The organism is Kitasatospora sp. NPDC048365 (assembly GCF_043200835.1).
In the GTDB taxonomy this organism is placed as follows: Bacteria; Actinomycetota; Actinomycetes; order Streptomycetales; family Streptomycetaceae; genus Kitasatospora; species Kitasatospora terrestris.
Window position 1 is genome coordinate 108,927 of sequence record NZ_JBICYJ010000004.1, and the last position, 25,927, is coordinate 134,853.

Consider the following 25,927-nt stretch of genomic DNA (forward strand, 5'->3'; position numbering starts at 1 on the left):
GCCTGGACTGTCGGCGATCCTTCCGCTCGAGATGGCGAGTGGGTGTCGCCATCCGGCTGCTGCGGGCTTCGAGGAGGATGCCCATTCGGCCGATCATCTGGTCGAACCGCGGCCGGCGCCACAGATGATCCAGTACGTAGGTGCCCCGAGGCGTCTGACCGCGTCGTCCTCATGGCCGGAGGTGAAGAGCCCCTTCGGCCCACCCTCCACCGGGTCTCACTCCAGCTTCGCCGTCTTCACGTACACACCTCCGGACGACAAGCCGAAGTCGGGAATTCGCACCCAATGCATCCCGCTGACCTGCGCTTTTGGTCCGGCCTAATCTCCAGGCCTCATGAATTACGCCAAACCTGGGCAAGATGTAATGATGGCTCCATTTCCGCGCAATGCGCCAAATGCATTGCGGGCACTACCAAGTTCGGCTACCGTCTATTTCGGCCCTGAAGCGGGCCGAGTGCACGGCGATAGCACGTCCAACGGTCTTGTCTCTTTTGGAGGGGGAAATGAAGAAGCTTGCAGTTCGCGTTGCGACAGCTGCTCTAGCAATTCCGGCTCTGATCTTCGGCATGTCGGGCACGTCGTACGCAAACAGCGATGACATCACCTGGCGCGACGATGCCACTGGGCTCTGTCTGGCCTGGGACATCAACCCCATCAACGGTTTCATCAACTGGGTGGGGACGCGGAACTGCGACAGCGGTCGTGGTTACACGCGCTGGCGCGACGTCTGGGACGGCAGTGCCTGGCGGGAGAAGCCGGCTTACACCAACTCCAGTGGCAATTGGGTCGATATCTGCCTGACGGCCTGGAAGCCAGGATCTACTGGGACCGATTCGGTGTACTTCGAGGACTGCTCTGCCAACAACCCGTGGCAGCAGTGGCAGGAGCTGCAGATCTTTGGCGGCTGGCACCTCAAGCACGTTCAGGACGGTTACCTCCTGGACAGCAACGGGGGTGGCAGTGTTTACGCCACTGCGGACCCGGGCCCGGGCACCAACAACCACTACCAGCTGTGGCACTAGCCGGTGACCGTGCGGCCCAATGGCATCGCGAGATCCAGTGATAAGTAATTTCTCTGACTGGCGATGATTTATCGGCCAATGTTGGGCGAAGCGGCCCGCCGACCCTCGGGTCCGGTGGGCCGCTTTGTCGTAGCAGGCTCGACAGTTGCGTCGGCCGGGATCGGGCCGACCGGCCGGACGCGAGTTCTGCGGCCCCTGAGCCCGAATCCACCGGGCTGTGACTGGCGCGGGGGTGGGGCTGGTCCCGCTGGCCGAGCGGGTCGGGCTTCCCGACCTGGCCGGCGAGCGGCGGATCGACGGTGCCGGCAGCAGCGGTGGCGCCAACCCGGCTGCGAAAGTGATGACGCTGGTCGCGGCGGTGTGCGTCGGGGCCGACTCGATGGACCACACCGGCCGACTCCGGCACGGCGCCATGGGCCGACTGTTCGGCGGGGTGCCGGCGGCCTCGACCTTGGGCACTTTCCTGCGCTCGTCGGCCCACGGGCAAAACCGGCAACTCCGCGCGCTCATCGGGACTTCCTCGTCCACCTGGCGGCCGAGGTCGGCCGGTTCACGGGCGTGTGCACGCTGCACCCGATCGTGGCCACCCTCTCCACCCCGAGGGCCCGCCCGGTGATCGCGGCCGTGAGGCTGCGGCGGGGCAATGCAGCCGACGCCCGCGGCGCCGGGCCCTTCACGGGCTAGGCCCCGCCCGCCATGCCGGGGCGGGCCGTACGGCGATCGTCTGCGCGGACAGCCAGTTCTACAACGCCGATGTCGTAGCCGCCTGCCGCCGCACGAGAGCGCACTTCCCGCTGACCGTGCGGACGAACCCCACGTCGCCGCCGTCGGCGAGGACACCTGGACGCCGATCCGCCACCCCGAGGCATTCCTGGACCCTGACGCCGGCGAGCCGGTCTCCGACGCCGAGGGCGCCGAGATCCCCTGCACCGCGTTCACCGGCCGCCGGAAGCCGAGCACGCCACCGCCCGCCCGATCGTCCGCCGGGTCCGCCGCCTGAATTGTGAAGTCCAGTCCCGGCGGGGAGGGCCGTTCATCTCCTGGCGTTACCGCCCCGTGTTCACCGACAGTCCCTCCACCGTGCTCCAGCCGAGCTCCGCCACCGCCGGCACCCGAGCGTCGAGCAGGTCACGCGGACGGCAAGGGCTCGGATCCCTTGCCGGGACCCTTCCGTGCGAGGGTCACCACCGCGACCCTGCGCGTTTACCTCATCCACATCCCGGCCGGCCTCGCCCGTTCGGCCCGGCGGGTGACGCTGCACCTGCCCGACCGCTGGTCCTGGCAGCATGCTTTCACCGGCCTCTTCGACGCCGCCCACCCGCCACCGGCCTGATCAACTACCCGGCCACCCCCCCCCGACAGGGCCCTACCGGAGCAGACGTGGAAAGGCTGGACAGACCAGCAGACACTCCACGCGTCCACCGGGATCCCCGGCCCAGGCGAGGCCGGCCGTGCCAGCTGTCTGTGGGCAAACCCGGGCATCCCGTACCCCGTGAGTGGGGGAGCGCCAGCTCACGCTTCTGCGAGTGGCCGCGCACTGTTAGAGTCCCTGGAGTTCCCTTGTAGGCTGCGCGCAGGATGGTGCTGTCTGTACGAGGGCCCGAACCACAAACTCCCCATTCAGGACCGACCCTCCCGCCGACGACGCGCGGGAGGCGCAGGAGGCACCGTGCTCAGTGCGTTCGCGCGGGCGTTCCAGACGCCCGACCTGCGCAAGAAGCTGCTGTTCACGCTGGGCATCATGGTGCTGTTCCGGCTGGGCGCCCACATCCCCGTGCCCGGGGTCAACTTCGAAGCGGTTCACGCCTGTGTGAGCTCGCAGAAGCAGGGGCTGTTCGGGCTGGTCAACCTTTTCAGCGGCGGCGCGCTGCTGCAGCTGACCATCTTCGCGCTCGGCATCATGCCGTACATCACGGCCAGCATCATCCTCCAGCTCCTCACCGTGGTCATCCCGCGGCTCGAGGCGCTGAAGAAGGAGGGGCAGGCCGGCACGGCGAAGATCACTCAGTACACCCGCTACCTGACCATCGCGCTCGCCGTGCTCCAGGGCACCGGCATCCTCGCGACTGCGTCCAGCGGCGCGCTGTTCTCGAGCTGCCCGCAGGGTAACGACATCGTGCCGGACACCTCGGTCTTCCGGATCGCCACCATGGTGATCATCATGACCGCCGGCACCACCGTGATCATGTGGCTGGGCGAGCTGATCACCGACCGCGGTATCGGCAACGGCATGTCCATCCTGATCTTCACCTCGATCGCGGCGGGCTTCCCCGGTTCGATGTGGGCGATCAAGGAGTCCGGCAAGCTGCTGGACGGCTGGGGCGAGTTCGCCAGCGTCGTCGCGGTCGGCATCATCGTCGTCTGCCTGGTCATCTTCGTGGAGCAGGCGCAGCGTCGGATCCCGGTGCAGTACGCCAAGCGCATGATCGGCCGCCGCGCGTTCGGCGGAACTTCGACCTACATCCCGCTCAAGGTGAACCAGGCCGGTGTGATTCCGGTCATCTTCGCCTCGTCGCTGCTGTACATCCCTGCGCTGGTCGTACAGCTGACCAACTCCCAGGCCGGTTGGGCCGTTTGGATCAAGAACCACTTCGTGCGCGGTGACCACCCGATCTACATGGTCACGTACTTCGCGCTGATCGTGTTCTTCGCCTTCTTCTACGTCGCCATCTCCTTCAACCCCGAAGAAGTTGCCGACAATATGAAGAAGTATGGTGGGTTCATCCCGGGCATCCGGGCCGGCCGCCCCACGGCCGAGTACCTGAACTACGTGCTCACCCGCATCACGTGGCCGGGTTCGCTCTACCTGGGCCTGATCGCCCTCATCCCGATGATCGCCCTGGTCGCCTTCGGACAGCAGACCAACTTCCCGTTCGGCGGCACCTCCGTCCTCATCGTCGTAGGCGTTGGACTCGAAACTGTGAAGCAGATCGAGAGCCAGCTCCAGCAGCGCAATTACGAAGGGTTCCTCCGCTGATGCGAATCGTCCTCGTCGGACCCCCCGGGGCCGGGAAGGGTACTCAGGCGCACGTTCTGGCCAAGACCCTGTCCATTCCCCACATCTCCACCGGAGACCTGTTCCGCGCCAACATCAGCCAGGGCACCGAGCTGGGCCTTGAGGCTAAGGCGTACATGGACGCGGGTCGCCTGGTGCCGGATGAGGTCACCATCGGGATGGCCAAGGACCGGATGCTCCAGGAGGACGCCGTGAACGGCTTCCTGCTGGACGGCTTCCCCCGCAACCTCGGCCAGGCCAAGGCCCTGGACGAGATCCTGGCCACCGAGGGCATCGCCCTCGACGGTGTGCTCGACCTGGAGGTCCCCGAGGACGAGGTCGTCAAGCGGATCGCCGGCCGCCGGCTGTGCCGCACCAACGGCGCCCACGTCTTCCACGTGGACTACAACGCGCCGAAGACCGAGGGCGTCTGCGACGAGTGCGGCGGCGAGCTGTACCAGCGCTCGGACGACACCGAGGAGGCCGTGCGGGTCCGTCTGGAGGAGTACCACTCCAAGACCGAGCCGATCATCGGCTACTACCAGGAGCAGGGCCTCCTGGTGACCATCTCCGCCCTGGGGAAGGTCGACGAGGTGACCGAGCGCGCGGTCGCCGCCCTCAAGAAGAACGACTGACGTACGACGTCGCCGGACGGCCGGGAAGCCCAGTGGGGCTTCCCGGCCGTCCGTGCGTCGTACCGTTGGTAGCGAAGCAGACGAGAAGCAGACGGAAGGCGTTGACCAGATGGTGGAGATCAAGACCCCCGAGCAGATCGCCAAGATGCGGGCGGCCGGGCTGGTCGTCGCCGAGGCGCTGAAGGCGTGCCGGGAGGCGGTGGCCCCGGGCATCACCACCCAGGACCTGAACGACATCGCCGACAAGGTCATCACCGACCACGGCGCCACCTCGAACTTCCGCGCCGACCACGGCGGCCTGTGGTTCCCGGGCGTGATCTGCGCCTCGGTGAACGAGGAGGTCGTCCACGGCATCCCCGGCGAGCGGGTGCTCCGCGAGGGCGACCTGATCTCGATCGACTGCGGCGCCATCCTGGACGGCTGGCACGGCGACGCGGCGATCACGGTCGCGGTCGGCGCCACCGCCCAGGAGAACGAGATGCTCTCCCGGGTCACCGAGGGCTCGATGTGGGCCGGCATCGCCCAGATGAAGAAGGGCAACCGGCTGGTCGACGTCTCCCGGGCGATCGAGGGCTTCATCCGCCGCCAGCCGCTGCCGCCCAAGGGCAAGTGGGGCATCACCGAGGGGTACGGCGGCCACGGCATCGGCACCGCGATGCACATGGAGCCGCACGTGCTGAACTACGTCGCCGGCCGCGGCAAGGGCATGAAGCTGGTGCCCGGCACCGTGCTGGCGATCGAGCCGATGGTGAGCCTCGGCACCCCGCACACCACCGTGCTGGAGGACGACTGGACGGTCGTCACCGACGACGGCACCTGGGCCTCGCACTGGGAGCACTCGGTGGCCGTCACCGAGCAGGGCCCGCTGGTGCTGACCGCCTTCGACGGCGGGAAGGCGGAGCTGGCCAAGCTCGGCGTGCAGGCGGCTCCTGACCCGCTCGGCTAGCCGGTATCGTCTCTGGTTCGAAGACCAGGGACGAATCAGGCAGGGGAGCGAGCAGTGCTCAAGGGTTTCCGCGACTTCATGATGCGCGGCAACGTGATCGACATGGCCGTCGGTGTGGTGATCGGCGCGGCCTTCACCGCCGTCGTCACCGGCTTCGTCTCGGCCTTCCTCACCCCGCTCGTGGGTGTGGTGGTCGGGGCGGCCGGCGACTTCAGCTCGTACAAGTTCACGGTGGCGAGCGTCACCTTCCCGTACGGACAGTTCCTGAACGTGCTGATCGCGTTCACGATGACCGCCGCGGTGCTGTACTTCTGCGTGGTGCTGCCGGTGACCAAGGCCACCGCGCGCTACATGCCGAAGAAGCCGAAGACCCCCAAGCGCCCGTGCCCCGAGTGCCTGACCGAGATACCGCAGGCCGCCCGCCGCTGCTCGGCGTGCACCGCCCACGTGGAGCCGGTGGCAGCGGGCGTCCTCTAAGCGTGTAGCATGGACTGTCGGCTCTCTCGTAGCGTGTTTCGGCACGCCCTCATCCCTCTCGGGTGAGGTGAAGCCTGGTTCGCACGAGCGTTCCGCATACGGTAGCCGGACCCCGAAGGGTGGATCTCGCAGTTCATGGCTAAGAAGCAAGGCGCCATTGAGATCGAGGGCACCGTGATCGAGTCTCTTCCGAACGCGATGTTCAAGGTCGAGCTGCAGAACGGTCACAAGGTCCTCGCGCACATCAGCGGCAAGATGCGCATGCACTACATCCGCATCCTCCCGGATGACCGGGTCGTCGTGGAGCTCTCTCCCTACGACCTGACCCGCGGCCGGATCGTCTACCGATACAAGTAAATCGCTCCAGATCTAGACCCCGGAGAACCTGAATCATGAAGGTCAAGCCGAGCGTCAAGAAGATCTGCGACAAGTGCAAGGTGATCCGCCGCCACGGCCGGGTCATGGTGATCTGCGACAACCTGCGCCACAAGCAGCGCCAGGGCTGATCCTCGCCCCAGCATTTCTCGTAGTACTTCGCGCGACGCGCACAACGTCATAAGCGGGCCGCCCGATCCGTTCCCCGAACGGACTGCCACCCCCGGTCAGAGGCCGGGGCTCCTTGTCGAGAGACATCGAGTAGGCGGCACGCAAGACCTCTGAGAAGAACCACAGGAGCCATGAATGGCACGCCTTTCCGGCGTTGATCTCCCCCGCGAGAAGCGGATCGAGATCGCCCTCACCTACGTCTACGGCATCGGCAAGACCCGCGCGCAGCTGGCGCTGGCCGAGACCGGCGTGAACCCGGACATCCGCGTCCGCGACATCACCGAGGACGACCTCGTCAAGCTGCAGAAGTTCGTGGACGCGAACTTCGAGGTCGAGGGTGACCTCCGCCGTGCCGTCGCCGCCGACATCCGCCGCAAGGTCGAGATCGGCTGCTACGAGGGTCTGCGTCACCGTCGCGGCCTGCCGGTCCGCGGTCAGCGCACCCACACCAACGCGCGTACCCGCAAGGGCCCGCGTCGCGCGATCGCCGGCAAGAAGAAGCCGGGCAAGAAGTAGTCCGTCCCGTAACCGGACATCCCTCCGGCCCGCGGGTTAGCGGACCGACCACCTCAGTAGGAGAACAGACTTATGCCCCCCAAGGGTCGTCAGGCTGCCGGCGCGAAGAAGATCCGCCGCAAGGAGAAGAAGAACGTCGCTCACGGGCACGCCCACATCAAGAGCACGTTCAACAACACCATCGTTTCGATCACCGACCCGCAGGGCAACGTGATCTCCTGGGCCTCGGCCGGCCACGTCGGTTTCAAGGGCTCGCGCAAGTCCACCCCGTTCGCCGCGCAGATGGCCGCCGAGGCCGCTGCCCGTCGCGCGATGGAGCACGGCATGCGCAAGGTCGACGTCTTCGTCAAGGGCCCGGGTTCCGGCCGCGAGACCGCGATCCGTTCGCTGTCCGCCACCGGCATCGAGGTCGGCTCGATCCAGGACGTCACCCCCACCCCGCACAACGGCTGCCGTCCGCCGAAGCGCCGCCGCGTCTGACGCTGTAGCGCCGCGTTGAAACCTCGTACGGGGTCCTGTTTCTCACAGGACCCCGTACGCTTGAGTCCATCGGCATCAAATAGTGGGTGCCGAAGACAACTGGAGGATCCAGAAACATGCTGATCGCTCAGCGTCCCTCGCTGACCGAAGAGGTCGTCGACGAGTTCCGCTCGCGGTTCGTGATCGAGCCGCTCGAGCCGGGCTTCGGCTACACCCTCGGCAACTCCCTGCGTCGCACCCTGCTGTCGTCGATCCCCGGTGCCGCTGTCACCAGCATCCGGATCGACGGCGTCCTGCACGAGTTCACCACCGTGCCGGGCGTCAAGGAGGACGTGACCGACCTCATCCTCAACATCAAGCAGCTGGTCGTCTCCTCGGAGCACGACGAGCCGGTCGTGATGTACCTGCGCAAGCAGGGTCCGGGTGTGGTCACCGCCGCCGACATCGCGCCCCCGGCCGGTGTCGAGGTGCACAACCCCGAGCTGGTCCTCGCCACGCTGAACGGCAAGGGCAAGCTGGAGATGGAGCTGACCGTCGAGCGCGGTCGCGGCTACGTCTCCGCCGTGCAGAACAAGGCTTCCGGCCAGGAGATCGGCCGCATCCCGGTCGACTCGATCTACAGCCCCGTGCTGAAGGTCACCTACAAGGTCGAGGCCACCCGTGTCGAGCAGCGGACCGACTTCGACAAGCTCATCGTCGACGTCGAGACCAAGCCCGCCATGCGCCCCCGTGACGCCATGGCCTCGGCCGGCAAGACCCTCGTCGAGCTGTTCGGCCTCGCCCGCGAGCTGAACGTCGACGCCGAGGGCATCGACATGGGCCCGTCCCCGACGGACGCCGCCCTGGCCGCCGACCTGGCGCTGCCGATCGAGGAGCTGGAGCTCACCGTTCGGTCGTACAACTGCCTCAAGCGCGAGGGCATCCACACCGTGGGTGAGCTCGTCGCCCGCTCCGAGGCCGACCTGCTCGACATCCGCAACTTCGGTGCGAAGTCGATCGACGAGGTCAAGGCGAAGCTGGCCGGCATGGGCCTGGCCCTCAAGGACAGCCCGCCCGGATTCGACCCGACCGCCGCCGCCGACGCCTTCGGCGCCGACGACCTGGACGACCAGGGTTACGCGGAGACCGAGCAGTACTGAGTTTGAACCGTCGGAACGGCCGCCTCGGCGGCCGTTCCCGCGGGTCGAGACAAGTCCTGGGAGCACAGTGCGCCCAGGCCCGCCGAGGTACCTGGTACGGCCCCGGTCGGAGATCCAAGGAGTAATTCCATGCCGCGTCCCACCAAGGGTGCCCGCCTCGGCGGCGGCCCGCACCACGAGCCCCTGCTGCTCGCCGGTCTGGCCCGTGAGCTGTTCCAGTACGGCCGCATCACCACCACCGAGGCCAAGGCCCGTCGCCTGCGCCCGCTGGCGGAGAAGCTGATCACCAAGGCGAAGAAGGGCGACATCCACAACCGTCGCCTGGTGCGCAAGACCATCACCGACGTGTCGGTGCTGCACACCCTCTTCACCGAGATCGCCCCGCGCTTCGAGAACCGCCCGGGTGGCTACACCCGTATCACCAAGATCGGCACCCGTCGTGGCGACAACGCCTCGATGGCCGTGATCGAGCTGGTCGAGGGCGAGATCGCCACCAAGGCGACCGTTGCCGAGGCCGAGGCCGCCGCCAAGCGCGCGGTCAAGGAGGCCGAGCAGGCCGAGGCCGTCGAGGCCAAGGCCGACGAGGCCACCGAGGCCGAGCAGGCCTGACGCCTTTAGGTGTTGCCGCGGGCCCGTTCTCCCATCCGTGGGGGAGCGGGCCCGTTCCTTCTGTCTGGAGTAGATGTGGTCACTGATTGCGCCGAGCAGCCCCCCGTGAAGGACGGCCCCGCCGACGGGTACGTCCGGATCCGGCTGGACCTCGCCTACCACGGGGCCGAGTTCTCCGGCTGGGCACGGCAGCGCGGGCGGCGCACCGTCCAGGAGGAGATCGAGAGCGCGCTGCAGGTCGTCACCCGCAGCTCCGAGCTCTACCCGCTGACCGTGGCCGGCCGCACCGACGCGGGCGTGCACGCCCGCGGCCAGGTCGCGCACGTCGACCTGCCGGTCGAGCTGTGGGCCGCGCACGGGGAGAAGCTGCTGCGCCGGCTCGCCGGACGGCTGCCCGGCGACGTCCGGATCTACCGGGTGGCCGAGGCGCCGTACGGCTTCGACGCGCGCTTCTCCGCGGTCTGGCGGCGCTACGCGTACCGGGTCGCCGACCACCCCGGTGGGGTCGACCCGCTGCTGCGCGGGCACGTGCTCTGGCACGACCGGCCGCTGGACGTCGAGAAGATGAACGCCGCAGCGAAGCTGCTGCTCGGCGAGCACGACTTCGCCGCGTACTGCAAGAAGCGCGAGGGCGCGACCACCATCCGCACCCTGCTGGAGCTGCACTGGGACCGGGTGCCGGTCGACCCGTACGCGGCGCAGGAGGGCTCGCTGGCGGTGGCCACCGTCCGGGCGGACGCCTTCTGCCACAACATGGTGCGGGCGCTGGTCGGTGCGATGCTGCTGGTCGGCGACGGGCACCGGCCGGTGGAGTTCCCCGGCGAGGTGCTGGCCGGCGGGGTGCGCAACTCCGCGGTCAACGTGATCCGGCCGTACGGGCTGACCCTGGAGGAGGTCGGCTACCCGGCCGACGACCAGCTGGCCGCCCGCAACAAGGCGGCCCGCCGGCTGCGCACCCTGCCGGGCGCCGGCGCCTGACCGGTAGGAAAAGCCGTTTGGACCCACTGCGGAGGGCCAGGCACAATCGCCGCTATGGGACACGTCGAGATTTCGCACCTTGAGTACTACCTGCCGGACGGACGGGTGCTGTTCGACGACGCGTCCTTCCGGGTCGGCGAGGGTGCCGCGGTGGCGCTGGTGGGCGCCAACGGCGCGGGCAAGACCACGCTGCTGCGCATGATCGCCGGTGACGTGCAGCCGCACGGCGGCTCGGTGACGGTCAGCGGCGGGCTCGGCGTGATGCGCCAGTTCGTCGGGACCACCGGCCGTGAGGACAGCAAGGACGCTCCGGGCGCGCTGCCCGCCGACGCCTCGGTGCGCGACCTGCTGGTCTCGGTTGCCCCGGCCCGGATCGCCGCCGCCGCCCGCATGGTCGACGCGGCCGAGCTGGCGATGATGGCGCAGGACGACGAGAAGACGCAGATGGCCTACGCCCAGGCGCTCTCCGACTGGTCCGACGCCGGCGGCTACGAGTACGAGGCCGACTGGGACGTGTGCACCATGGCCGCGCTCGGCATCTCCTTCGACAAGGCGCAGTGGCGCGGGCTGAACACCCTCTCCGGCGGCGAGCAGAAGCGACTGGTGCTGGAGGCGCTGCTGCGCGGCCCGGACGAGGTGCTGCTGCTCGACGAGCCGGACAACTACCTGGACGTACCGGGCAAGCGCTGGCTGGAGGAGGCCATCAAGGCGACCTCCAAGACGGTGCTGTTCATCTCGCACGACCGCGAGCTGCTCTCCACCACCGCCGAGAAGATCATCAGCGTGGAGTCCGGCGCGGCCGGCTCCAGCGTCTGGGTGCACGGCGGCGGCTTCGAGTCCTTCCACCAGGCCCGCCAGGACCGGTTCGCCCGCTTCGAGGAGCTCGGGCGCCGCTGGGACGAGGAGCACGCCAAGCTGAAGAAGCTGGTGGTCACCCTGCGCCAGGCCGCATCGGTCAGCCACGCCCTCGCCACCCGCTACGCCGCCGCCCAGACCCGGCTGAAGAAGTTCGAGGAGGCCGGCCGGCCGGAGGAGCCGCCGCGCGAGCAGTCCATCACCATGCGCCTGAAGGGCGGCCGCACCGGCGTGCGGGCCTTCACCATGGAGCAGCTGGAGCTGACCGGCCTGATGAAGCCCTTCGACCTGGAGGTCTTCTACGGCGAGCGGGTCGCCGTGCTGGGCTCCAACGGCTCCGGCAAGTCGCACTTCCTGCGGATGCTGGCCGGCGACGAGAGCGTGAAGCACGGCGGCAACTGGAAGCTCGGCGCCCGCGTGGTGCCGGGCCACTTCCGGCAGTCCCACGCCCACCCGGAGCTGCTGGGCCGCACGGTGCGCTCGATCGTGGAGGAGGAGCACGCGCTCAGCCGGGGCGCCGCGATGGGGGCGCTGCGCCGCTACGAGCTGGACCGGCAGGAGGAGCAGAAGTTCGAATCGCTCTCCGGCGGCCAGCAGGCCCGGCTGATGATCCTCAAGCTGGAGCTGTCCGGCTCGACCGCGCTGCTGCTGGACGAGCCGACCGACAACCTGGACCTGGAGAGCGCCGAGGCGCTGCAGCAGGGCCTGGAGGCCTTCGACGGCACGGTGCTCTGCGTGACCCACGACCGCTGGTTCGCCCGGAGCTTCGACCGCTTCCTGGTCTTCGGCGAGGACGGCCGGGTGTACGAGGCTCCCGAGCCGGTCTGGGACGTGACCCGCGTGGTCCGTGACCGCTGAGTTTGGATTCAGCCCCCTCGCCCCGGTATTGTGGGCCCTTGTTGTGCGTATTGGCTCGCTCCATCTCACGTGAGAGGTCGGTACGCCGGAGACACCAAGGCCGATGACCAGCGGCCCAACCCGATTGCGTCCGGGGCGGGCAAGGCTGATCCCTCGGTTCAGGGTGCTCCTGTCAGACACACTCACTGAAAAGCGAAGGCTACGACCGTGCGTACGTACAGCCCCAAGCCCGGCGACGTCCAGCGTCAGTGGCACGTCATCGACGCGACCGACGTCGTGCTCGGCCGCCTGGCCTCCCAGGCCGCCAGCCTGCTCCGCGGCAAGCACAAGGCGATCTACGCGCCGCACGTTGACACCGGCGACTTCGTCGTCATCATCAACGCTGACAAGGTGCACCTGTCGGGTAACAAGAAGACCCAGAAGATGGCGTACCGCCACAGCGGTTTCCCGGGCGGTCTCCGCTCGGTCCGCTACGACGAGCTGCTCGACAAGAACCCCGAGAAGGCCGTCGAGAAGGCCATCAAGGGCATGCTCCCCAAGAACACCCTGGGCCGTCAGATGCTCTCGAAGCTGAAGGTCTACTCGGGCGACCAGCACCCGCACGCTGCGCAGCAGCCGGTGCCGTTCGAGATCACCCAGGTCGCGCAGTAATTCCGGCCACCTAACCCCATCACTGAAAAGCAGGAGCTGAGGAACACCGTGGCCGAGACTGCCATCGAGAGCACCACCCTCGAGGTCGACTTCGACGAGAACGTCGAGGAGTACACCACCGAGACCGAGTACACCACCGAGTCGCTGGCCGGCCGCTTCGGCGAGGCCGTCCCCGGCGCCGGCCTCGGCCGCCGCAAGGAGGCGATCGCCCGCGTGCGCATCGTCCCCGGCACCGGCCAGTGGAAGATCAACGGTCGCACCCTGGAGAACTACTTCCCCAACAAGGTGCACCAGCAGACCGTGAACGAGCCCTTCAAGCTCCTCGAGCTCGACGGCCGTTACGACGTTGTCGCCCGCATCTCGGGTGGCGGCGTCTCCGGTCAGGCCTACGCGCTGCGCCTCGGCGTGGCCCGCGCCCTGAACGAGGCGGACGTGGACAACAACCGCGGCCCGCTCAAGAAGGCCGGCTTCCTGACCCGTGACTCTCGCGCCGTCGAGCGCAAGAAGGCCGGTCTCAAGAAGGCCCGCAAGGCGCCGCAGTACAGCAAGCGCTAATCGCATCCCGCGAGTGCGACTCGTACGCCCCGGAGTACTTCACGTACTCCGGGGCGTCGTGCTCCCGGCCTTGTGCGGAGGTCGTGGAGTGATTCGATGGAAAGCCGGTCGACGACGGCTGGAACGGCTGAGGACAGGACGACAAGCATGGGACGACTCTTCGGAACCGACGGGGTGCGCGGTGTGGCCAACGAGGGCCTGACCGCCGAACTAGCCCTCGGCCTGTCGGTCGCGGCGGCTCACGTGCTGGGCGACGCGGGCGCCTTCGACGGACACCGTCCGGTCGCCGTGGTCGGACGTGACCCGCGCGCCTCCGGAGAGTTCCTGGAGGCCGCCGTGATCGCCGGCCTGGCCAGCGCGGGCGTCGACGTCCTGCGGGTCGGCGTGCTGCCCACCCCGGCCGTGGCGTACCTCACCGGCGCGCTCGGCGCCGACTTCGGCGTGATGCTCTCCGCCAGCCACAACGCCATGCCGGACAACGGCATCAAGTTCCTCGCCCGCGGCGGCCACAAGCTGGACGACGCGATCGAGGACGCGATCGAGGCCCACTACCGGCGCTACGGCGTCGGCGACGACGAGTGGAAGCGCCCCACCGGCGCCGACGTCGGCCGGGTCCGCAGCTACAACGAGGGCTTCGACAAGTACGTCGCCCACCTGGTCGCCGTCCTGCCGAACCGCCTCGACGGCGTCAAGGTCGTCATCGACGGTGCGCACGGCGCCGCCGCCCGGGTCGCCCCGGAGGCCTTCGCCCGGGCCGGCGCGGAGGTCGTCTACACCCTCGGCGCCGAGCCCACCGGCCTCAACATCAACGACGGCGTCGGCTCCACCCACCTGGACAAGCTGCGCGTCGCGATGCAGGAGCACGCCGCGGACCTCGGCATCGCCCTCGACGGCGACGCCGACCGCTGCCTGGCCGCCGACGCGGACGGCAACGAGGTCGACGGCGACCAGATCATCGCGATCCTCGCGGTCGCCATGAAGGAGGCCGGCACGCTGCGCCGCGGCACCGCCGTCGCCACCGTGATGTCCAACCTGGGCTTCAAGCTGGCGATGGAACGCGAGGGCATCGAGCTGGTGCAGACCGCGGTCGGCGACCGGTACGTGCTGGAGGAGATGAAGCAGCACGGCTTCGCGCTCGGCGGCGAGCAGTCCGGCCACGTGATCCTGCTCGACCACGCGACCACCGGCGACGGCACCCTCACCGGCCTGATGCTGGGCGCCCGACTGGCGGCCACCAAGCAGTCGCTGGCCGACCTGGCGTCGGTGATGACCCGGCTGCCGCAGGTGCTGATCAACGTCAAGGGCGTGGACAAGAACCGGGTCGAGAGCTGCGAGGAGCTGCAGGCCGCGGTCCGCGAGGCGGAGGCCGAGCTCGGCGCCACCGGGCGGGTGCTGCTGCGCAAGTCCGGCACCGAGCCGCTGGTCCGCGTGATGGTCGAGGCGGCGGACGAGGCCCAGGCGAACGCCGTCTGCGGGCGCCTCGCCGACGCCGTCCGCACCCACCTGGGCTGACGGACCGACCGTCTCGGCAGTGGCCTGACCGACGGTCAGGCCACTGTAAAGACGCGGAAATGTTTCGATGAAGGGTCTTCACCGGCATCCGCCGTTGGGATGAACGACCGGATGTTCTAGCATCCGGTCTATGACTGACGGTACCCAGCAGCCCGACGGGGCTGCCGCGCCCGGCCCGGGCCCCAGCGCCACGCCCCCGGAGCCCTTCGCGGGCGGGCAGCCGCCCGCGCCGCAGCCCGGGTACGGATACCCGCCCCAGCAGGGCGGATACGGGTATCCGTACGAGACCGGCGGCTACGGGTACCCGCAGGGTCAGTACGGTCCGCCGCCGGCGTTCCCGCTGCAGTCCGGCCCGCCGACCGAGCCGGACTGGTCGGCGCTGGCGGACGAGGCGGAGGCGGAGAGCCGGCGCAAGCGCCGCCGCTGGACGGCCGTCGTGGCGGCGGTCGCGGTGCTGCTGGGTGTGGGCGTCGGTGTGGTGGTGGTGAAGACCCGTCACAGCGGCACCCCGGTCGCCGACCCGAGTTCCTCGGCGAGCGCGAGCGCCTCGGCCTCGGCCAGCGGCGGCGGATCCGCGGCCACCGTGCCAGGGGACGAGAACCTGCTCGCCGACCGGGCCGGCCAGGCGCACCTGGCGATGGGCCCGGACGCGCAGGTGGGCAAGGACAAGAACGGGAACGTGTTGCGGCTGCGGAGCAACGGCAACTCCTTCGCGCAGTCCGCCGACCGGCTGGTCGACGTCACCAAGAGCTTCAGCATCTCGGCCTGGGTCTACTGCGAGGCGCCGGCCGGCGCCCGAATGGCCATCAGCGAGGGCGACGGCGTCTCCTACTCCTTCGAGTTGGGCCGCGACGACACCAACGGTCGGAAGGGGTGGGTCTTCCGGGTGCAGACCGCCGACAAGGGCGCGGACAGCACCGCCGTGGAGGTGATGTCGGCGAGTGACACCACATCGGGTCAGTGGGCGCTGCTCACCGGCACCTACGACGCCACGTCGAAGACCGTCGCGCTGTACGTCAACGGCGCCCCGGCCGGCACCGCGACGGTGCCCGGGATTTGGGCCGGACCCGGCCCGCTCCAGCTCGGCCGCAGCCGCCACCACGGGATCTGGGGCAACTACTGGGCGGGCGTGCTCGCCAACGTCAAGGTCTGGGACAAGGCGCTGACCCCCGCTCAGGTGGCAAGCCTCAAGGACGGCAAGGCCGAAGCGGGTGCGAAGCCCACCAATGCCTGGTTGGTCGGCTGAGCGAAAACTGCCAGTTTACCCAATGGCAAGTCAGCTCGCCGTCACAATGTGATCACGCGCGAGTCGGATGCTGCCCGCGGATGGACTAGGCTTGCCCGCGGTTCGAGTCCAGCGCTCCGTCGTACGCGGCCGTTCATGCCGCCACCCGGTTCGGGACGGGGCGATTGTCGCGGGCGGACGGCATCCGAGTGGAGACCGCTCGGAGCCGGAAAGCCAAGCATCCGCTCCAGGGGGGAGCCACGTGAGTCGTCTGTCGATCGTCATCCCGGCGCTCAACGAAGCCGAGAACCTGCCAACGGTTTTCGACACCATTCCGGTGGCGGAGCTGGAGGCGGCCGGCTGGCAGACCGAGGTGGTCGTGGTGGACAACGCCTCCACCGACGGCACCGCGGACGTGGCCCGGGCCCTCGGGGCCACGGTCGTGACACAGCCTCGGCGCGGATACGGCAACGCCTACCAGGCGGGGTTCGACCGGGCGACCGGTGACGTCATATCCACCGGCGACGCGGACTGCACCTACCCGTTCGACTCGCTGCCCGAGCTGTTGAGTGTCCTGGTCGAGCAGGACGTCGAGTTCATGACGACCAATCGGCTCGGCCGCGCGAACCGCTCGGCGATGAAGCGTACGCACACCATCGCCAACCATGCGCTCAGCGCGCTCAGCCGCGGGCTCTTCCGCAATGGACTGCGGGACTCCCAGTCGGGCATGTGGGTGTTCCGGCGCTACGTCTGGGACGGCCTGGACGTCCGATCGCCCGGCATGGCCTTCTCGCAGGAGATCAAGAACGCGGCGACCCGCGCCGGGTACCGCTACCTCGAAGTGCCGATCGAGTACCGCCCGCGCGGTGGCGAGGTGAAGCTGAAGGCGCTCCCGGACGGGATGGCCAACCTCCGGCAGCTCTTCGAGCACCGGCTGCGCCGGGAGGCCGGGCGACGGGTCGAGTGCCCGGGGACCCTCGCCCCGAGGCAGGCCGCACCGGCCGTCGACGCCGCCGACGACAGTGCGCTGACCGCGCATTACGAGGCGGTCTGAGCACGTGATCGAGTCCGCCCGGACCGTCGAGCGGTCTGCGGACCGCCCCTCGGACCCGCCCGCACCGCGGTCGGAGGCCCGGCCGCGGCGCCGACGGCCGGCCGGGCACGGAAAGCGGCTGCGCACGGCGGCGGCTGCTCTGGCCGCCGCCGTCGCGGTGGTCGGCGTGTGCTCGCTGGAGCCCGTCCGAACCGTGCTGGAGCAGTCCTTCACCAAGCAGCAGACCCCGTTCGCGGAGCTCTACTTCACCGCCTCGCCCACCTTCGAGGGCGCCACCGTGGTCGTGCCGCTGGCGCTCAACGACCACGGCACGGGCGCGAAGTCGTACGAGGTGAAGGTGACGCTAGAATCGGCCGACGGCAAGGCGGTGGCCACCACCACCGCGCCGCTGGTACCGCACGAGGGGGCTCCGGTGCCGATCGTCGTCCGCCTGGAGGCGAAGGGCGAGGTGTCGACGGTGCGCGTCTCCCTTCCCGGTCACCCGCAGAAGCTGCACTTCAGGTTCGGAAGCGCTCAGATCAAGGGCAATCCGTGACCTCCGGACCGCGAACTCCCCGCCCAGGAACCCCGATGCGTACCGTCCTGCAGGTCACCCCGTACTACCCGCCGCACCTGGGCGGGCTGGAACGGGTCGTCGAGCACCTCTCCCAGCAGCTGTCCCACCGGCACGACGTACGCGTCGTCACCACCGTGCTCGGTGCCGGGGGAGCGGAACGGCACGAGCGGCAGGGCCGGCTGAGCGTGCGCCGGCACCGGGCGGTCGAGGTCGCCCACACCGCGGTCGCTCCCGGCCTCCCGATCTCCCTGCTCAGGGCCCCGCGCGGTTCGGTGGTCCACCTGCACTGCGCCCACGCGCTGCTGCCGGAACTGGTGGCGCTCACCAGTCTGGTGCGCCGCGGGCGGTTCCTGGTCCACTTCCACCTCGACGTGGACTCTTCCGGTCCGCTCGGCGGGCTGCTGCCGCTGTACAAGAAGCACGTCCTCGCCCGGGTGCTGCGGGCAGCGGTCGGCGTGATCGTCCTGACCCGGTCCCAGGCCGACTTCGTCCGCGACCGGTACCGCGTGCCCGCGGAGCGGGTGTTCGTGGTGCCCAACGGGGTCGGCCGGGAGTTCTTCCGGCCCGTCCGGGAGCCGCGGCAGCGTCCGCTCGAGCTGTTGTACGTCGGCCGGCTCAGCGCCCAGAAGAACGTCGCCCGCCTGCTGGAGGCCATGGCCCTCGTACGGCAGCCGGTCCGGCTGCGCCTGGTCGGCGACGGTGAACTGCGGGAGCGGCTGGAGGCCCGGGCGGCCGAGCTGGGCCTCGGATCGGTCGAGTTCGCGGGAGGCCTGCACGGGGCCGACCTGGTGGCGGCCTACGAGGCGGCGGACGCCTTCGTGCTGCCGTCCGACCGGGAGGGGATGCCGCTGGTCGCGCTGGAGGCCATGGCGGCGGCACTGCCGGTCCTGGCCACCGCCGTCCCCGGCAACACCGAACTGCTCGGCGAGGTGGGCCTGCTCGCAGCGCCCGAGCCGACCGCGCTGGCCGCCGCGATCGACCGGCTGGCCGCGGATCCCGCCCTGCGCGGGACGCTGTCGGCGCGGAGCGCCGAGGCCGCCCGCGGCTACTCCTGGGAGGCGGTCGCCGCCCGGGTCGAACAGGTCTACGGCGAGCTCTACGGCGAGCTCCGTCCCGCGGTGGCGGCATGACCGTGCCGGCCGTCCTGCGGGGGCGGCTCGGTGTGATGGTGGGCGTCGGCCTGGCCTGCGTGCTGGAGGCGGTGCCGGGGATGCCGGCCGTTCCGCGCACCCTGGCCGGTCTGTGGCTGCTCCTGGGGGCGCCGGTGGCGCTGTGGCGCGGTACCGCGAGCCGGGTGGTCTCCACCCGTGACGCCTCCCTGATGCTGTCGGTCGGCTTCGCCGTGATCACCGACATCCTGGTGGCCCTAGGGCTGAACACGGTGCTGCCACTGCTCGGGGACGACCGCCCGCTCGGGCGACTGGACCTGTCGGCGGCGACCATGACGGTGCTCCTGGTGATCGGCGTGCTCGCCCCCGAGGAGGAGCGCGAGGAACCGGTGGCCGGCTCGGGCCTGCCACGAGGCGCAAAGACCGTCGGAGGCCTCGGGGCGCTCGCCCTGCTGCTCTCGGTCGCCGGACCGATCCGGCTCAACAACGGCTTCAGCGGCGCGGTCAGCACGGTGGCGCTGGTGGTGATCGCCGCCCTGCTGGTGCTCCTGGTGGCCCGGCGGCGGCGCCACCCGGCATCCCTCACCGGGACCGGGCTGTACGTCGCCGCCACCGCGTTGCTGCTGCTCAACTCCCTGCGCGGCTGGTACATCACCGGCCACGACATCCAGCGCGAGTACAAGTACTTCCGGCTCACCCTCGGCGGCTCGCTGTGGGACCCCGCGACCTACGTCGACGCCTACAACGCCTGCCTGAGCGTCACCCTGCTGCCGGTGAGCGTGGTCCGGCTGACCGCCGTCCCGGACCTGTACGTCTTCAAGGTGCTGCTCCCGCTGCTGTTCGCCTTCACCCCGGTGCTGGTCTACCGGTCGGTGCGCAACGTGGCACCGCAGTTCGTGGCGCTGCTCTCGGCCGTCTACTTCATGATCTTCCCGACCTTCTTCAGCGACATGACCTTCCTGGGCCGCCAGGAGGTCGCGTTCTTGCTGCTCGGCTGCTCGATGACGGTGCTGACCGACCCGGGCAGGCCGCGGGCGCGGAGACGGTGGGCCTTCAGCGTGCTGATGGCCGGGGTGGTCCTCTCGCACTACTCCACGACCTACGTGGTCGTGGCCACGCTCGGCATCGCCTTCGCGGTCGACAAGACCTGGCGGCTGGCCGCGCGGGCGCGGGAATCGCGGCCCCGCCGACGCAGTCAGAACGACCAGTCCACCTCGTTCGTGACCTGGTGGATGGTGCTCCTGCCGGCCGTCCTCGCGCTGCTCTGGGCCGGGCCGGTCACCGGAACCTCGGGCCAGCTGCAGAGCACGCTGCGGATCGTGGCGCAGAACGTGCTGCACCCGGGCCAGGCGCAGAGCGGTTCGTCCGACACCTCGTACAGCCTGCTCGGCGGTACCAAGGCGAGCCCGGAGGAACTGCTGGCGGACTTCCGCGAGGAGTCCCTCGAACAGACCGAGAGCCAGCGCGCCGCCGGCGCCTACATGCCGCTCACCAAGCTGAAGTCCACCCCCACGCCCGTGGTGGCGCAGGCGGACCTGCCGGTGACCGGGGCCGGCAAGGCCCTGGAGGCGATCGGCATACCGGTGCCGGGGCTCAACGGGGCACTGCGCCAGGGGGCCGCTCTGCTCCTCCAACTGCTGGTGCTGGTCGGCTTCGTGGTGGTGTTCCGCAGCCGCAACCGCTCGTTCCGGCCGGCCCGGGACCAGATCACCCTGACCGCCGGGGCACTCGCGGTCGTCGCGCTGTTCACGCTGCTGCCGCAGCTGTCGGTGGACTACAGCGTGCTCCGCGCGTTCCAGCAGGGCCTGTTCTTCTTCGCGCCGTTCGTGGCGGCCGGCACCCTGTGGGCGCTGCGCTGGGCGAACCGGCGCACCGTACCGCTGGCCTGCGTGCTGACCACGGCGCTGTTCCTCGACCTGACCGGCGTGGTGCCCAAGGTGCTGGGCGGCTACCCGGCGCAGCTCCAGCTGAGCAACGCCGGCCGCTACTACGACATCTACTACCCGCATGCCGAGGAGCGCCAGGCGGCGTACTGGCTGACGCAGCGGACCGCCAACGACAAGGGGCAGCTGGTCCAGACGGACCGCTACGGCTTCAGCCGGCTGCAGACCCTGCTCACCGGCAAGAGCCAGGGCGAGATCTTCCCGACCTTCATGCGCACCCACTCCTACGTGCTGCTCGGCACGACCGCGGCCAGGAAGGACGAGGTGACCGTCTTCTACCGCGGAGACCTCATCACCTACCGTTACCCGATGGGCCTGCTGGACGCCACCAAGAACCAGATCTACAGCAGCGAGGGAGCGAGGATCTACCGATGAGCAGCGCCGGCGGGCCGCAACGGGTCCTGCTCGTCAGCCACTACTTCCCCCCGCACCTGGGCGGCATCGAGAACGTCGTGCGGCAGGAGGCGGTCAACCTGGTCGCCGCGGGCGCCGAGGTCACGGTCCTCACCAGCGGTGAGCGGAGCGTCGTCAGCGAGGACGACGGCGTCCGCGTGGTCCGGGTGGCGGCCTGGAACGGCGCCGAGCGGGCCGGCGTGCCGTTCCCCGTGCTGTCGCCGACCGCGCTCCCGGCCGCGATCCGCTGGGCGCGCTGGGCCGACGTCGTGCACGTGCACGACTGCCTCTACCTGACCTCGTGGACGGCCGGCCTCGCCGCCGTCCTCACCCGCACCCCGCACCTGCTCACCCAGCACGTCGCCATGGTGGAGCACCCGTCCGCGGTGGTGCGCGCGGTGCAGCGGGCGGTGTACGCGGTGGCCGGACGGGCCCTGCTGCGTCGTGCTGCGAACGTGTTCACCCTCAACGCCTCGGTCGCCGCGTTCGTGCTCGGCCTCGGCGCCCGCCCGGAGCACGCCCGCCATCTCGCCAACGGGGTCGACACGGCCCTGTTCCGGCCGGCCGGGTCGGCCGAGGAGCGCGTGCTGGCCCGCAAACGCCTGGGACTGCCGACCGACCGCCTCCTGGTGCTGTTCGCGGGCCGGCTGGTCCCCAAGAAGGGCTACGACCTGCTGCTGGCCGCCCACCGGGGCACCGCCGACTACGACCTGGTGTTCGCCGGGGACGGCGACTCGGCGGCGCTGGCGGGCCGGCCCGGGGTGCACCACCTCGGTACGCTCCCGCCCGAGGAGCTGGCCGAGGCCTACCGGGCGTGCGACCTGTTCGCGCTGCCGTCCACGGCCGAGGGATTTCCGCTGACGGTGCAGGAGGCGATGGCCTCGGGCCTCCCGGTGGTGACCACGGACGACCCCGGCTACGCCCCGTACCGCCTGGACCGCTCCCTGGTCGCGCTGGTGCCGCGCGAGGTCGAGGCGCTCCGCGCCACCCTGGACGAGCTGGCCGCCGACGCGCCGCGCCGCGAGCGGATGGGGCGCCACTCCCGGGAGCACGCGGTCGCCGCCTTCACCTGGGAGGAGCATGTGCGTTCGCTGCTCCGCCACTACCGGCAGGCTCGGACCGGGCGTGGCTAAGCACAGCGGACAGCGCGGCTCCAGACGGTCGACCCCGGGCGGTCGGTCGGCCCGGCACGCCCGCCCGACCGACCAGGTCTACCGCAGCTCCTTCTTCCTGCTGGCCTCGACCGTGATCACGGCGGCGCTCGGCTTCCTGTTCTGGGTGGTCGTCGCCCGGTACTACACGATCGAGCAGGTCGGCCTGGCCACCTCGCTGGTCTCGGCCAGCGTGCTGCTGGCCAACCTGAGCCTGTTCGGTCTGAACAACACGCTGATCCGCTTCCCCGCGCCGGCCTTCGCCCGCAACGGCCAGATCACCCAGTCGATCGTGGTGGTGGCGGGGACGGCCTGCCTGGCCGCCGTGGTCTACCTGCTGGGCCTGCCGCTGTACGGCAGCAAGCTGGTGTTCTTCCGGGACGAGCCGCTGGGGGCCGCCGCCTTCGTGGTGTTCTGCGCGCTGGCCGCGGTCAACCTGCTGACCAAGTCGGTGTTCGTCGGGGCCAGGGTGCCGCAGTACAACGTGGTCATCGACGGGCTGCTGCAGGGCGTGGTCAAGCTCGTCATGCCGACCGTCCTGGTGGTCTTCGGCACCGCCGGCATCGTCGGGGCGACCGGGGCCGGCTACGCGGTGGCCGTCGTCGGGGCGCTGTTCGCGATGCGCCGCAGGCTCGGGTTCCGGTTCGACGTGCGGACCCGGCGAACCAGGCTCCGCGAGCAGCTCCGGTACTCGTTCGCGAGCCACGTCTCCGGACTGCTCGGCATGGTGCCGATGATGGTGCTCCCGCTGACCGTGCTGCACCGGCTCGGCGCGGCCGCGGCGGGCTGCTTCTTCGTCGCCTTCCAGATAGCGGCGCTGCTCAACGCGGTGTCCTCGGCGGTGGGGGAGGCCATGTTCGCCGAGGCCTCCTCGGACCTGTCCCGGCTCGGCGAGCTGCTGCGCCGCTCCGCCCGGATCATCGCGGTGGTGCAGATCCCGGCGGTCGCGGCGGTGGTGCTCGGCAGCGGCCTGCTCCTGCACGTCTTCGGCGGCGACTACCGGAACCGGGCCCAGGGCCTGCTGGTGGTCCTCGCCCTGGGCGCGCTGGCCGTCGCGCTGCGGACCTGGGCCAACTCCGCGCTCAAGGTGACCCAGCGGATGCGCCACCTGGTCCTCAGCAACGTCCTCGGCGCGGTGCTCACCATCGGGCTCGCCCAGCTGTGGGCGCCGCGCGGACTGGTCTGGGTCGGATGGGCCTGGGGCATCGGCAACCTGATCTCCGGGCTGTACGCCGCCGGGGCCCTGCTCGGGCGGCGTCCGGCCGTCCCGCAGCAGCCGCGGCCGACTGCGCCCTCCGCCATGATTCCTGCCGAGGGGTACCCCCACTGATGAAGATCGTGGTCGTCAACGCCTACGTCCGGGAGAACGCCGGCGACGCCGCGCTGCTCTCCGTGTGCCTGCGCCACGTCCGGGAGGCCTTCCCGGAGGCCCGGACGGCCATCGCCGGCATGGAGAGCCCGGCCGTGCACGGCGACTTCGAGGGCGTCGCCAACCTGGGCTCGATCCGCCGGTACGTCGCGGACGGCGGGGCCGCGCTCGTGGTGCGCCTGGTCCGCCGCCTGATGGTGGCCGCGCTGTGCACCCTGGCCCTCCTGCTGCCGAAGCCCGCCGCCCGGGGGCTGCTGCGGCTGCTGCCCGCCGAGGCGCGGCGGGAGGCCCTGGCCGTCGCGCAGGCCGACCTGGTGGTCTCCATGGGCGGGGGCTACCTGCTCGCCCGGCCCGGCCTCGACGGCTACCAGAACGTCTACTTCGTGCTGCTGCCGGCGCTGATCGCGCAGAAGTTCGGCGTCCCGGTCGTGTGGGCGCCGCAGTCCTTCGGCCCGTTCCCGGCCGCGCTGCAGCGCCGACTGGTCGCCCACGCGCTGAAGCGGTCGCCGCTGGTCCTCGCCCGCGAGGACGTCAGCGTCGAGCTGTTGGCGGAGTGCGGGCTGCCCGCCGACCGGATCCGCCGGGCGGTGGACGCCGGGTTTGCGTTCGCCCCACCCGTGACCTCCGACTGGCGGTCCCGGCTCGGGGTCGACCCGGGGCAGTCACTGGTCGGCATCACCGCGCGCCGCTGGCTCCCTCCGGCGGCCCAGGAACGGTACGAGCGGGCGCTGGCCCGCACCGTCGACCGGCTCCAGGCGGACGGCGCCCGGGTGGTGCTGATACCCCAGGTCAGCACCGACTACCTCGGCGACGACGACCGGGTGGTCGAACGCCGGATCGCCCAGTACTGCGCCGAGGCGCCGATCCTGGTCGAGGACCGGGTCGACTACCGCGACCTCAAGGGCGTCTACGGGGAGTGCTCGATGCTGATCGGCACCCGGTTCCACTCGGTGATCTTCTCGCTGACCAGCGGCGTGCCGTGCGTCGCCATCGAGTACGAGCACAAGACCCGCGGCATCATGGCCGACCTCGGCCTCGGGCAGTGGGTGCTGCCCATCGAGGACGTGACCTTCGAGCGGCTGTGGCCGCTGGCGGCCGGCCTGCGCGACGACCCGGCGGCGTACCGCTCCGCCCTGCGGGACCGGCTGCCCGAGTACGTGGCGGACGCGGAGGGCTTCCCCGAGCTGCTGCGCCGGGTGGTCCGATGAGCGGCCGGCGGACGGTGGCGGTCGTCGCCCCGTACTACCCGCCCAAGATCGGCGGTGTGGAGAACTACGCGGCCCGGGTCGCCCGGGCGGTCGCGGACAGCCCGGACCTGCGGGCCGTGGTGATCACCAGCCGGCTCTCCGGCCTGCGGACCTCGGTCACCGACGAGGACGGCATCCGGGTGGTCCGGCTCGGCACCTGGCTGAGGCTGTCGAACACCCCGCTGAGCCCGCTGTGGCCCGTCCAGCTCCGCCGCTGGCTGCGCCGCAGCGGGGCCGAGGTGGTGAACGCCCACGCCCCGGTCCCGGGCATGGCCGACCTGGCCGTCGCGGTGGCGGGCCGCCGGCCCACGGTGCTGACCTACCACGCCGGTTCGATGCACAAGGGCGAGCCGGGCAGCGGACTCGCGGACCGGCTGATCGGCGCGTACGAACGCCGGGTGCTGCCCGGGGTCTTCCGGCGGGCCCGGACCCTGGTCGCGGTCTCGCCGGTGTCCCTGGCGGCCGGCCGGCCGCACGCCGTGGAGATCACGCCGGGCGTCGACACCGAGCGGTTCACCCCGGGCGTGGCCGCCTCGCAGCGGCCCCGCACCCTGGTCTACGCCGGCCGGATGGACCGTTCCTCGGCCTGGAAGGGCGTGGACGTCCTGGTCCGCGCCTTCGCCGAGCTGGCGCCGGCCCTGCCGCAGGCCCGGCTGCGCCTGGTCGGCGGCGGGGACGCCCTGCCCGGTCTGCTGGACCTCGCCGCCGAACTCGGCGTGGCCGACCGGGTCGAGGCCGTCGGCGAGCTGACCGGGGACGACCTGGTCGAGTCCCTGCGGACCGCCGCGGCGCTGGTCCTGCCGTCGCGGACCGAGGCCGAGTCCTTCGGGATGGCGCTGGTGGAGGCGATGGCCTGCGGCACACCCGTGGTCGGCTCGGCGGTCGGCGGCATCCCGTACGTCCTGGCCGAGGGCGAGACCGGCCTGCTGGTGCCCCCGGGCGAGGTGGCACCGCTGGCCGCGGCGTGTGCGCGCCTGCTGTCGGACGGGGAGCTGGCCGACCGCCTCGGCGCCGCCGGGCGCCGACGGGTCGAGCAGCACTACGCGTGGACCGGACTGACCGACCGCTACCTCGACCTGTTCCGTTCCCTCCGGCGCACCTGAGGC

General features: G+C 70.4%; 26 protein-coding genes. All 26 read left to right on the plus strand.

The annotated features are described in order from the left end of the window. Positions 1-503 precede the first annotated feature (503 nt). The 26 genes from ACGFX4_RS05340 (at position 504) to ACGFX4_RS05465 (ending at position 25,924) form a co-directional block, all read left to right on the plus strand. Complete coding sequence (locus tag ACGFX4_RS05340) at positions 504-1,022, plus strand: hypothetical protein (RefSeq protein ID WP_393070435.1); 519 nt, start codon at positions 504-506, stop codon at positions 1,020-1,022. A 1,156-nt stretch (positions 1,023-2,178) separates the two neighbouring features. Beyond that, positions 2,179-2,355: a hypothetical protein gene (locus tag ACGFX4_RS05345; protein ID WP_393070436.1), complete on the plus strand. Its 177-nt coding sequence runs from the start codon at positions 2,179-2,181 to the stop codon at positions 2,353-2,355. A 336-nt stretch (positions 2,356-2,691) separates the two neighbouring features. After that, the gene (gene secY, locus ACGFX4_RS05350; protein ID WP_393070438.1) at positions 2,692-3,999 is read left to right on the plus strand and encodes a preprotein translocase subunit SecY; all 1,308 of its coding nucleotides are present in this window, start codon (positions 2,692-2,694) and stop codon (positions 3,997-3,999) included. Continuing rightward, positions 3,999-4,652, plus strand: a complete 654-nt coding sequence (locus ACGFX4_RS05355; RefSeq protein ID WP_393070440.1) for an adenylate kinase — start codon at positions 3,999-4,001, stop codon at positions 4,650-4,652. Before secY ends, ACGFX4_RS05355 begins: the two co-directional genes overlap by 1 nt. A gap of 109 nt (positions 4,653-4,761) precedes the next feature. Further along, complete coding sequence (gene map / locus ACGFX4_RS05360; RefSeq protein ID WP_345697568.1) at positions 4,762-5,598, plus strand: type I methionyl aminopeptidase; 837 nt, start codon at positions 4,762-4,764, stop codon at positions 5,596-5,598. A 54-nt stretch (positions 5,599-5,652) separates the two neighbouring features. After that, complete coding sequence (mscL, locus tag ACGFX4_RS05365) at positions 5,653-6,075, plus strand: large conductance mechanosensitive channel protein MscL (RefSeq protein WP_393070442.1); 423 nt, start codon at positions 5,653-5,655, stop codon at positions 6,073-6,075. A 135-nt stretch (positions 6,076-6,210) separates the two neighbouring features. Next, the gene (gene infA / locus ACGFX4_RS05370; RefSeq protein WP_003956442.1) at positions 6,211-6,432 is read left to right on the plus strand and encodes a translation initiation factor IF-1; all 222 of its coding nucleotides are present in this window, start codon (positions 6,211-6,213) and stop codon (positions 6,430-6,432) included. A gap of 35 nt (positions 6,433-6,467) precedes the next feature. Continuing rightward, complete coding sequence (gene rpmJ, locus ACGFX4_RS05375; RefSeq protein WP_003956441.1) at positions 6,468-6,581, plus strand: 50S ribosomal protein L36; 114 nt, start codon at positions 6,468-6,470, stop codon at positions 6,579-6,581. Between the two features lie 175 nt (positions 6,582-6,756). Beyond that, positions 6,757-7,137 (plus strand): 30S ribosomal protein S13, encoded by a 381-nt coding sequence (gene rpsM / locus ACGFX4_RS05380; RefSeq protein ID WP_345697566.1) that lies wholly within the window; start codon positions 6,757-6,759, stop codon positions 7,135-7,137. A gap of 72 nt (positions 7,138-7,209) precedes the next feature. Beyond that, the gene (gene rpsK / locus ACGFX4_RS05385; RefSeq protein WP_345697565.1) at positions 7,210-7,617 is read left to right on the plus strand and encodes a 30S ribosomal protein S11; all 408 of its coding nucleotides are present in this window, start codon (positions 7,210-7,212) and stop codon (positions 7,615-7,617) included. 116 nt (positions 7,618-7,733) lie between these two features. After that, complete coding sequence (locus ACGFX4_RS05390; RefSeq protein ID WP_030457404.1) at positions 7,734-8,756, plus strand: DNA-directed RNA polymerase subunit alpha; 1,023 nt, start codon at positions 7,734-7,736, stop codon at positions 8,754-8,756. Positions 8,757-8,885: 129 nt separating this feature from the next. Next, complete coding sequence (gene rplQ, locus ACGFX4_RS05395; protein WP_393070444.1) at positions 8,886-9,365, plus strand: 50S ribosomal protein L17; 480 nt, start codon at positions 8,886-8,888, stop codon at positions 9,363-9,365. A gap of 105 nt (positions 9,366-9,470) precedes the next feature. Then, positions 9,471-10,343: a tRNA pseudouridine(38-40) synthase TruA gene (gene truA, locus ACGFX4_RS05400; protein WP_393070446.1), complete on the plus strand. Its 873-nt coding sequence runs from the start codon at positions 9,471-9,473 to the stop codon at positions 10,341-10,343. A gap of 54 nt (positions 10,344-10,397) precedes the next feature. Beyond that, positions 10,398-12,056, plus strand: a complete 1,659-nt coding sequence (locus ACGFX4_RS05405; protein WP_393070447.1) for an ABC-F family ATP-binding cassette domain-containing protein — start codon at positions 10,398-10,400, stop codon at positions 12,054-12,056. Positions 12,057-12,263: 207 nt separating this feature from the next. After that, positions 12,264-12,707: a 50S ribosomal protein L13 gene (gene rplM, locus ACGFX4_RS05410; RefSeq protein ID WP_345697561.1), complete on the plus strand. Its 444-nt coding sequence runs from the start codon at positions 12,264-12,266 to the stop codon at positions 12,705-12,707. A gap of 48 nt (positions 12,708-12,755) precedes the next feature. After that, positions 12,756-13,262 (plus strand): 30S ribosomal protein S9, encoded by a 507-nt coding sequence (gene rpsI / locus ACGFX4_RS05415; RefSeq protein WP_393070449.1) that lies wholly within the window; start codon positions 12,756-12,758, stop codon positions 13,260-13,262. A 147-nt stretch (positions 13,263-13,409) separates the two neighbouring features. After that, on the plus strand, positions 13,410-14,774 hold the full coding sequence (glmM, locus tag ACGFX4_RS05420; RefSeq protein WP_393070451.1) for a phosphoglucosamine mutase: 1,365 nt from the start codon (positions 13,410-13,412) through the stop codon (positions 14,772-14,774). Between the two features lie 130 nt (positions 14,775-14,904). Next, complete coding sequence (locus tag ACGFX4_RS05425; RefSeq protein WP_393070453.1) at positions 14,905-16,020, plus strand: LamG-like jellyroll fold domain-containing protein; 1,116 nt, start codon at positions 14,905-14,907, stop codon at positions 16,018-16,020. 241 nt (positions 16,021-16,261) lie between these two features. Continuing rightward, positions 16,262-17,053: a glycosyltransferase family 2 protein gene (locus ACGFX4_RS05430; RefSeq protein WP_393070455.1), complete on the plus strand. Its 792-nt coding sequence runs from the start codon at positions 16,262-16,264 to the stop codon at positions 17,051-17,053. Between the two features lie 4 nt (positions 17,054-17,057). Continuing rightward, positions 17,058-17,588, plus strand: coding sequence for a hypothetical protein (locus tag ACGFX4_RS05435; RefSeq protein WP_393070456.1), 531 nt, complete (start codon positions 17,058-17,060; stop codon positions 17,586-17,588). Positions 17,589-17,623: 35 nt separating this feature from the next. Next, a complete protein-coding gene (locus ACGFX4_RS05440; RefSeq protein ID WP_393070458.1) occupies positions 17,624-18,739 on the plus strand; it encodes a glycosyltransferase family 4 protein in 1,116 nt (371 codons plus the stop codon). After that, entirely contained in the window at positions 18,736-21,036 is a 2,301-nt protein-coding gene (locus tag ACGFX4_RS05445) for a DUF2206 domain-containing protein (RefSeq protein WP_393070460.1), read from the plus strand. Before ACGFX4_RS05440 ends, ACGFX4_RS05445 begins: the two co-directional genes overlap by 4 nt. Further along, positions 21,033-22,187 carry a glycosyltransferase family 4 protein gene (locus ACGFX4_RS05450; protein ID WP_393070461.1) on the plus strand — a complete coding sequence of 385 codons (1,155 nt, stop codon included), beginning with the start codon at positions 21,033-21,035 and terminating at the stop codon, positions 22,185-22,187. Before ACGFX4_RS05445 ends, ACGFX4_RS05450 begins: the two co-directional genes overlap by 4 nt. Continuing rightward, a complete protein-coding gene (locus ACGFX4_RS05455) occupies positions 22,180-23,535 on the plus strand; it encodes a lipopolysaccharide biosynthesis protein (protein WP_393070463.1) in 1,356 nt (451 codons plus the stop codon). The genes ACGFX4_RS05450 and ACGFX4_RS05455 overlap by 8 nt, the downstream gene beginning before the upstream one ends. Beyond that, complete coding sequence (locus ACGFX4_RS05460) at positions 23,535-24,782, plus strand: polysaccharide pyruvyl transferase family protein (RefSeq protein ID WP_393070464.1); 1,248 nt, start codon at positions 23,535-23,537, stop codon at positions 24,780-24,782. Before ACGFX4_RS05455 ends, ACGFX4_RS05460 begins: the two co-directional genes overlap by 1 nt. Then, a complete protein-coding gene (locus ACGFX4_RS05465) occupies positions 24,779-25,924 on the plus strand; it encodes a glycosyltransferase family 4 protein (RefSeq protein ID WP_393070465.1) in 1,146 nt (381 codons plus the stop codon). Before ACGFX4_RS05460 ends, ACGFX4_RS05465 begins: the two co-directional genes overlap by 4 nt. Positions 25,925-25,927 lie beyond the last annotated feature (3 nt).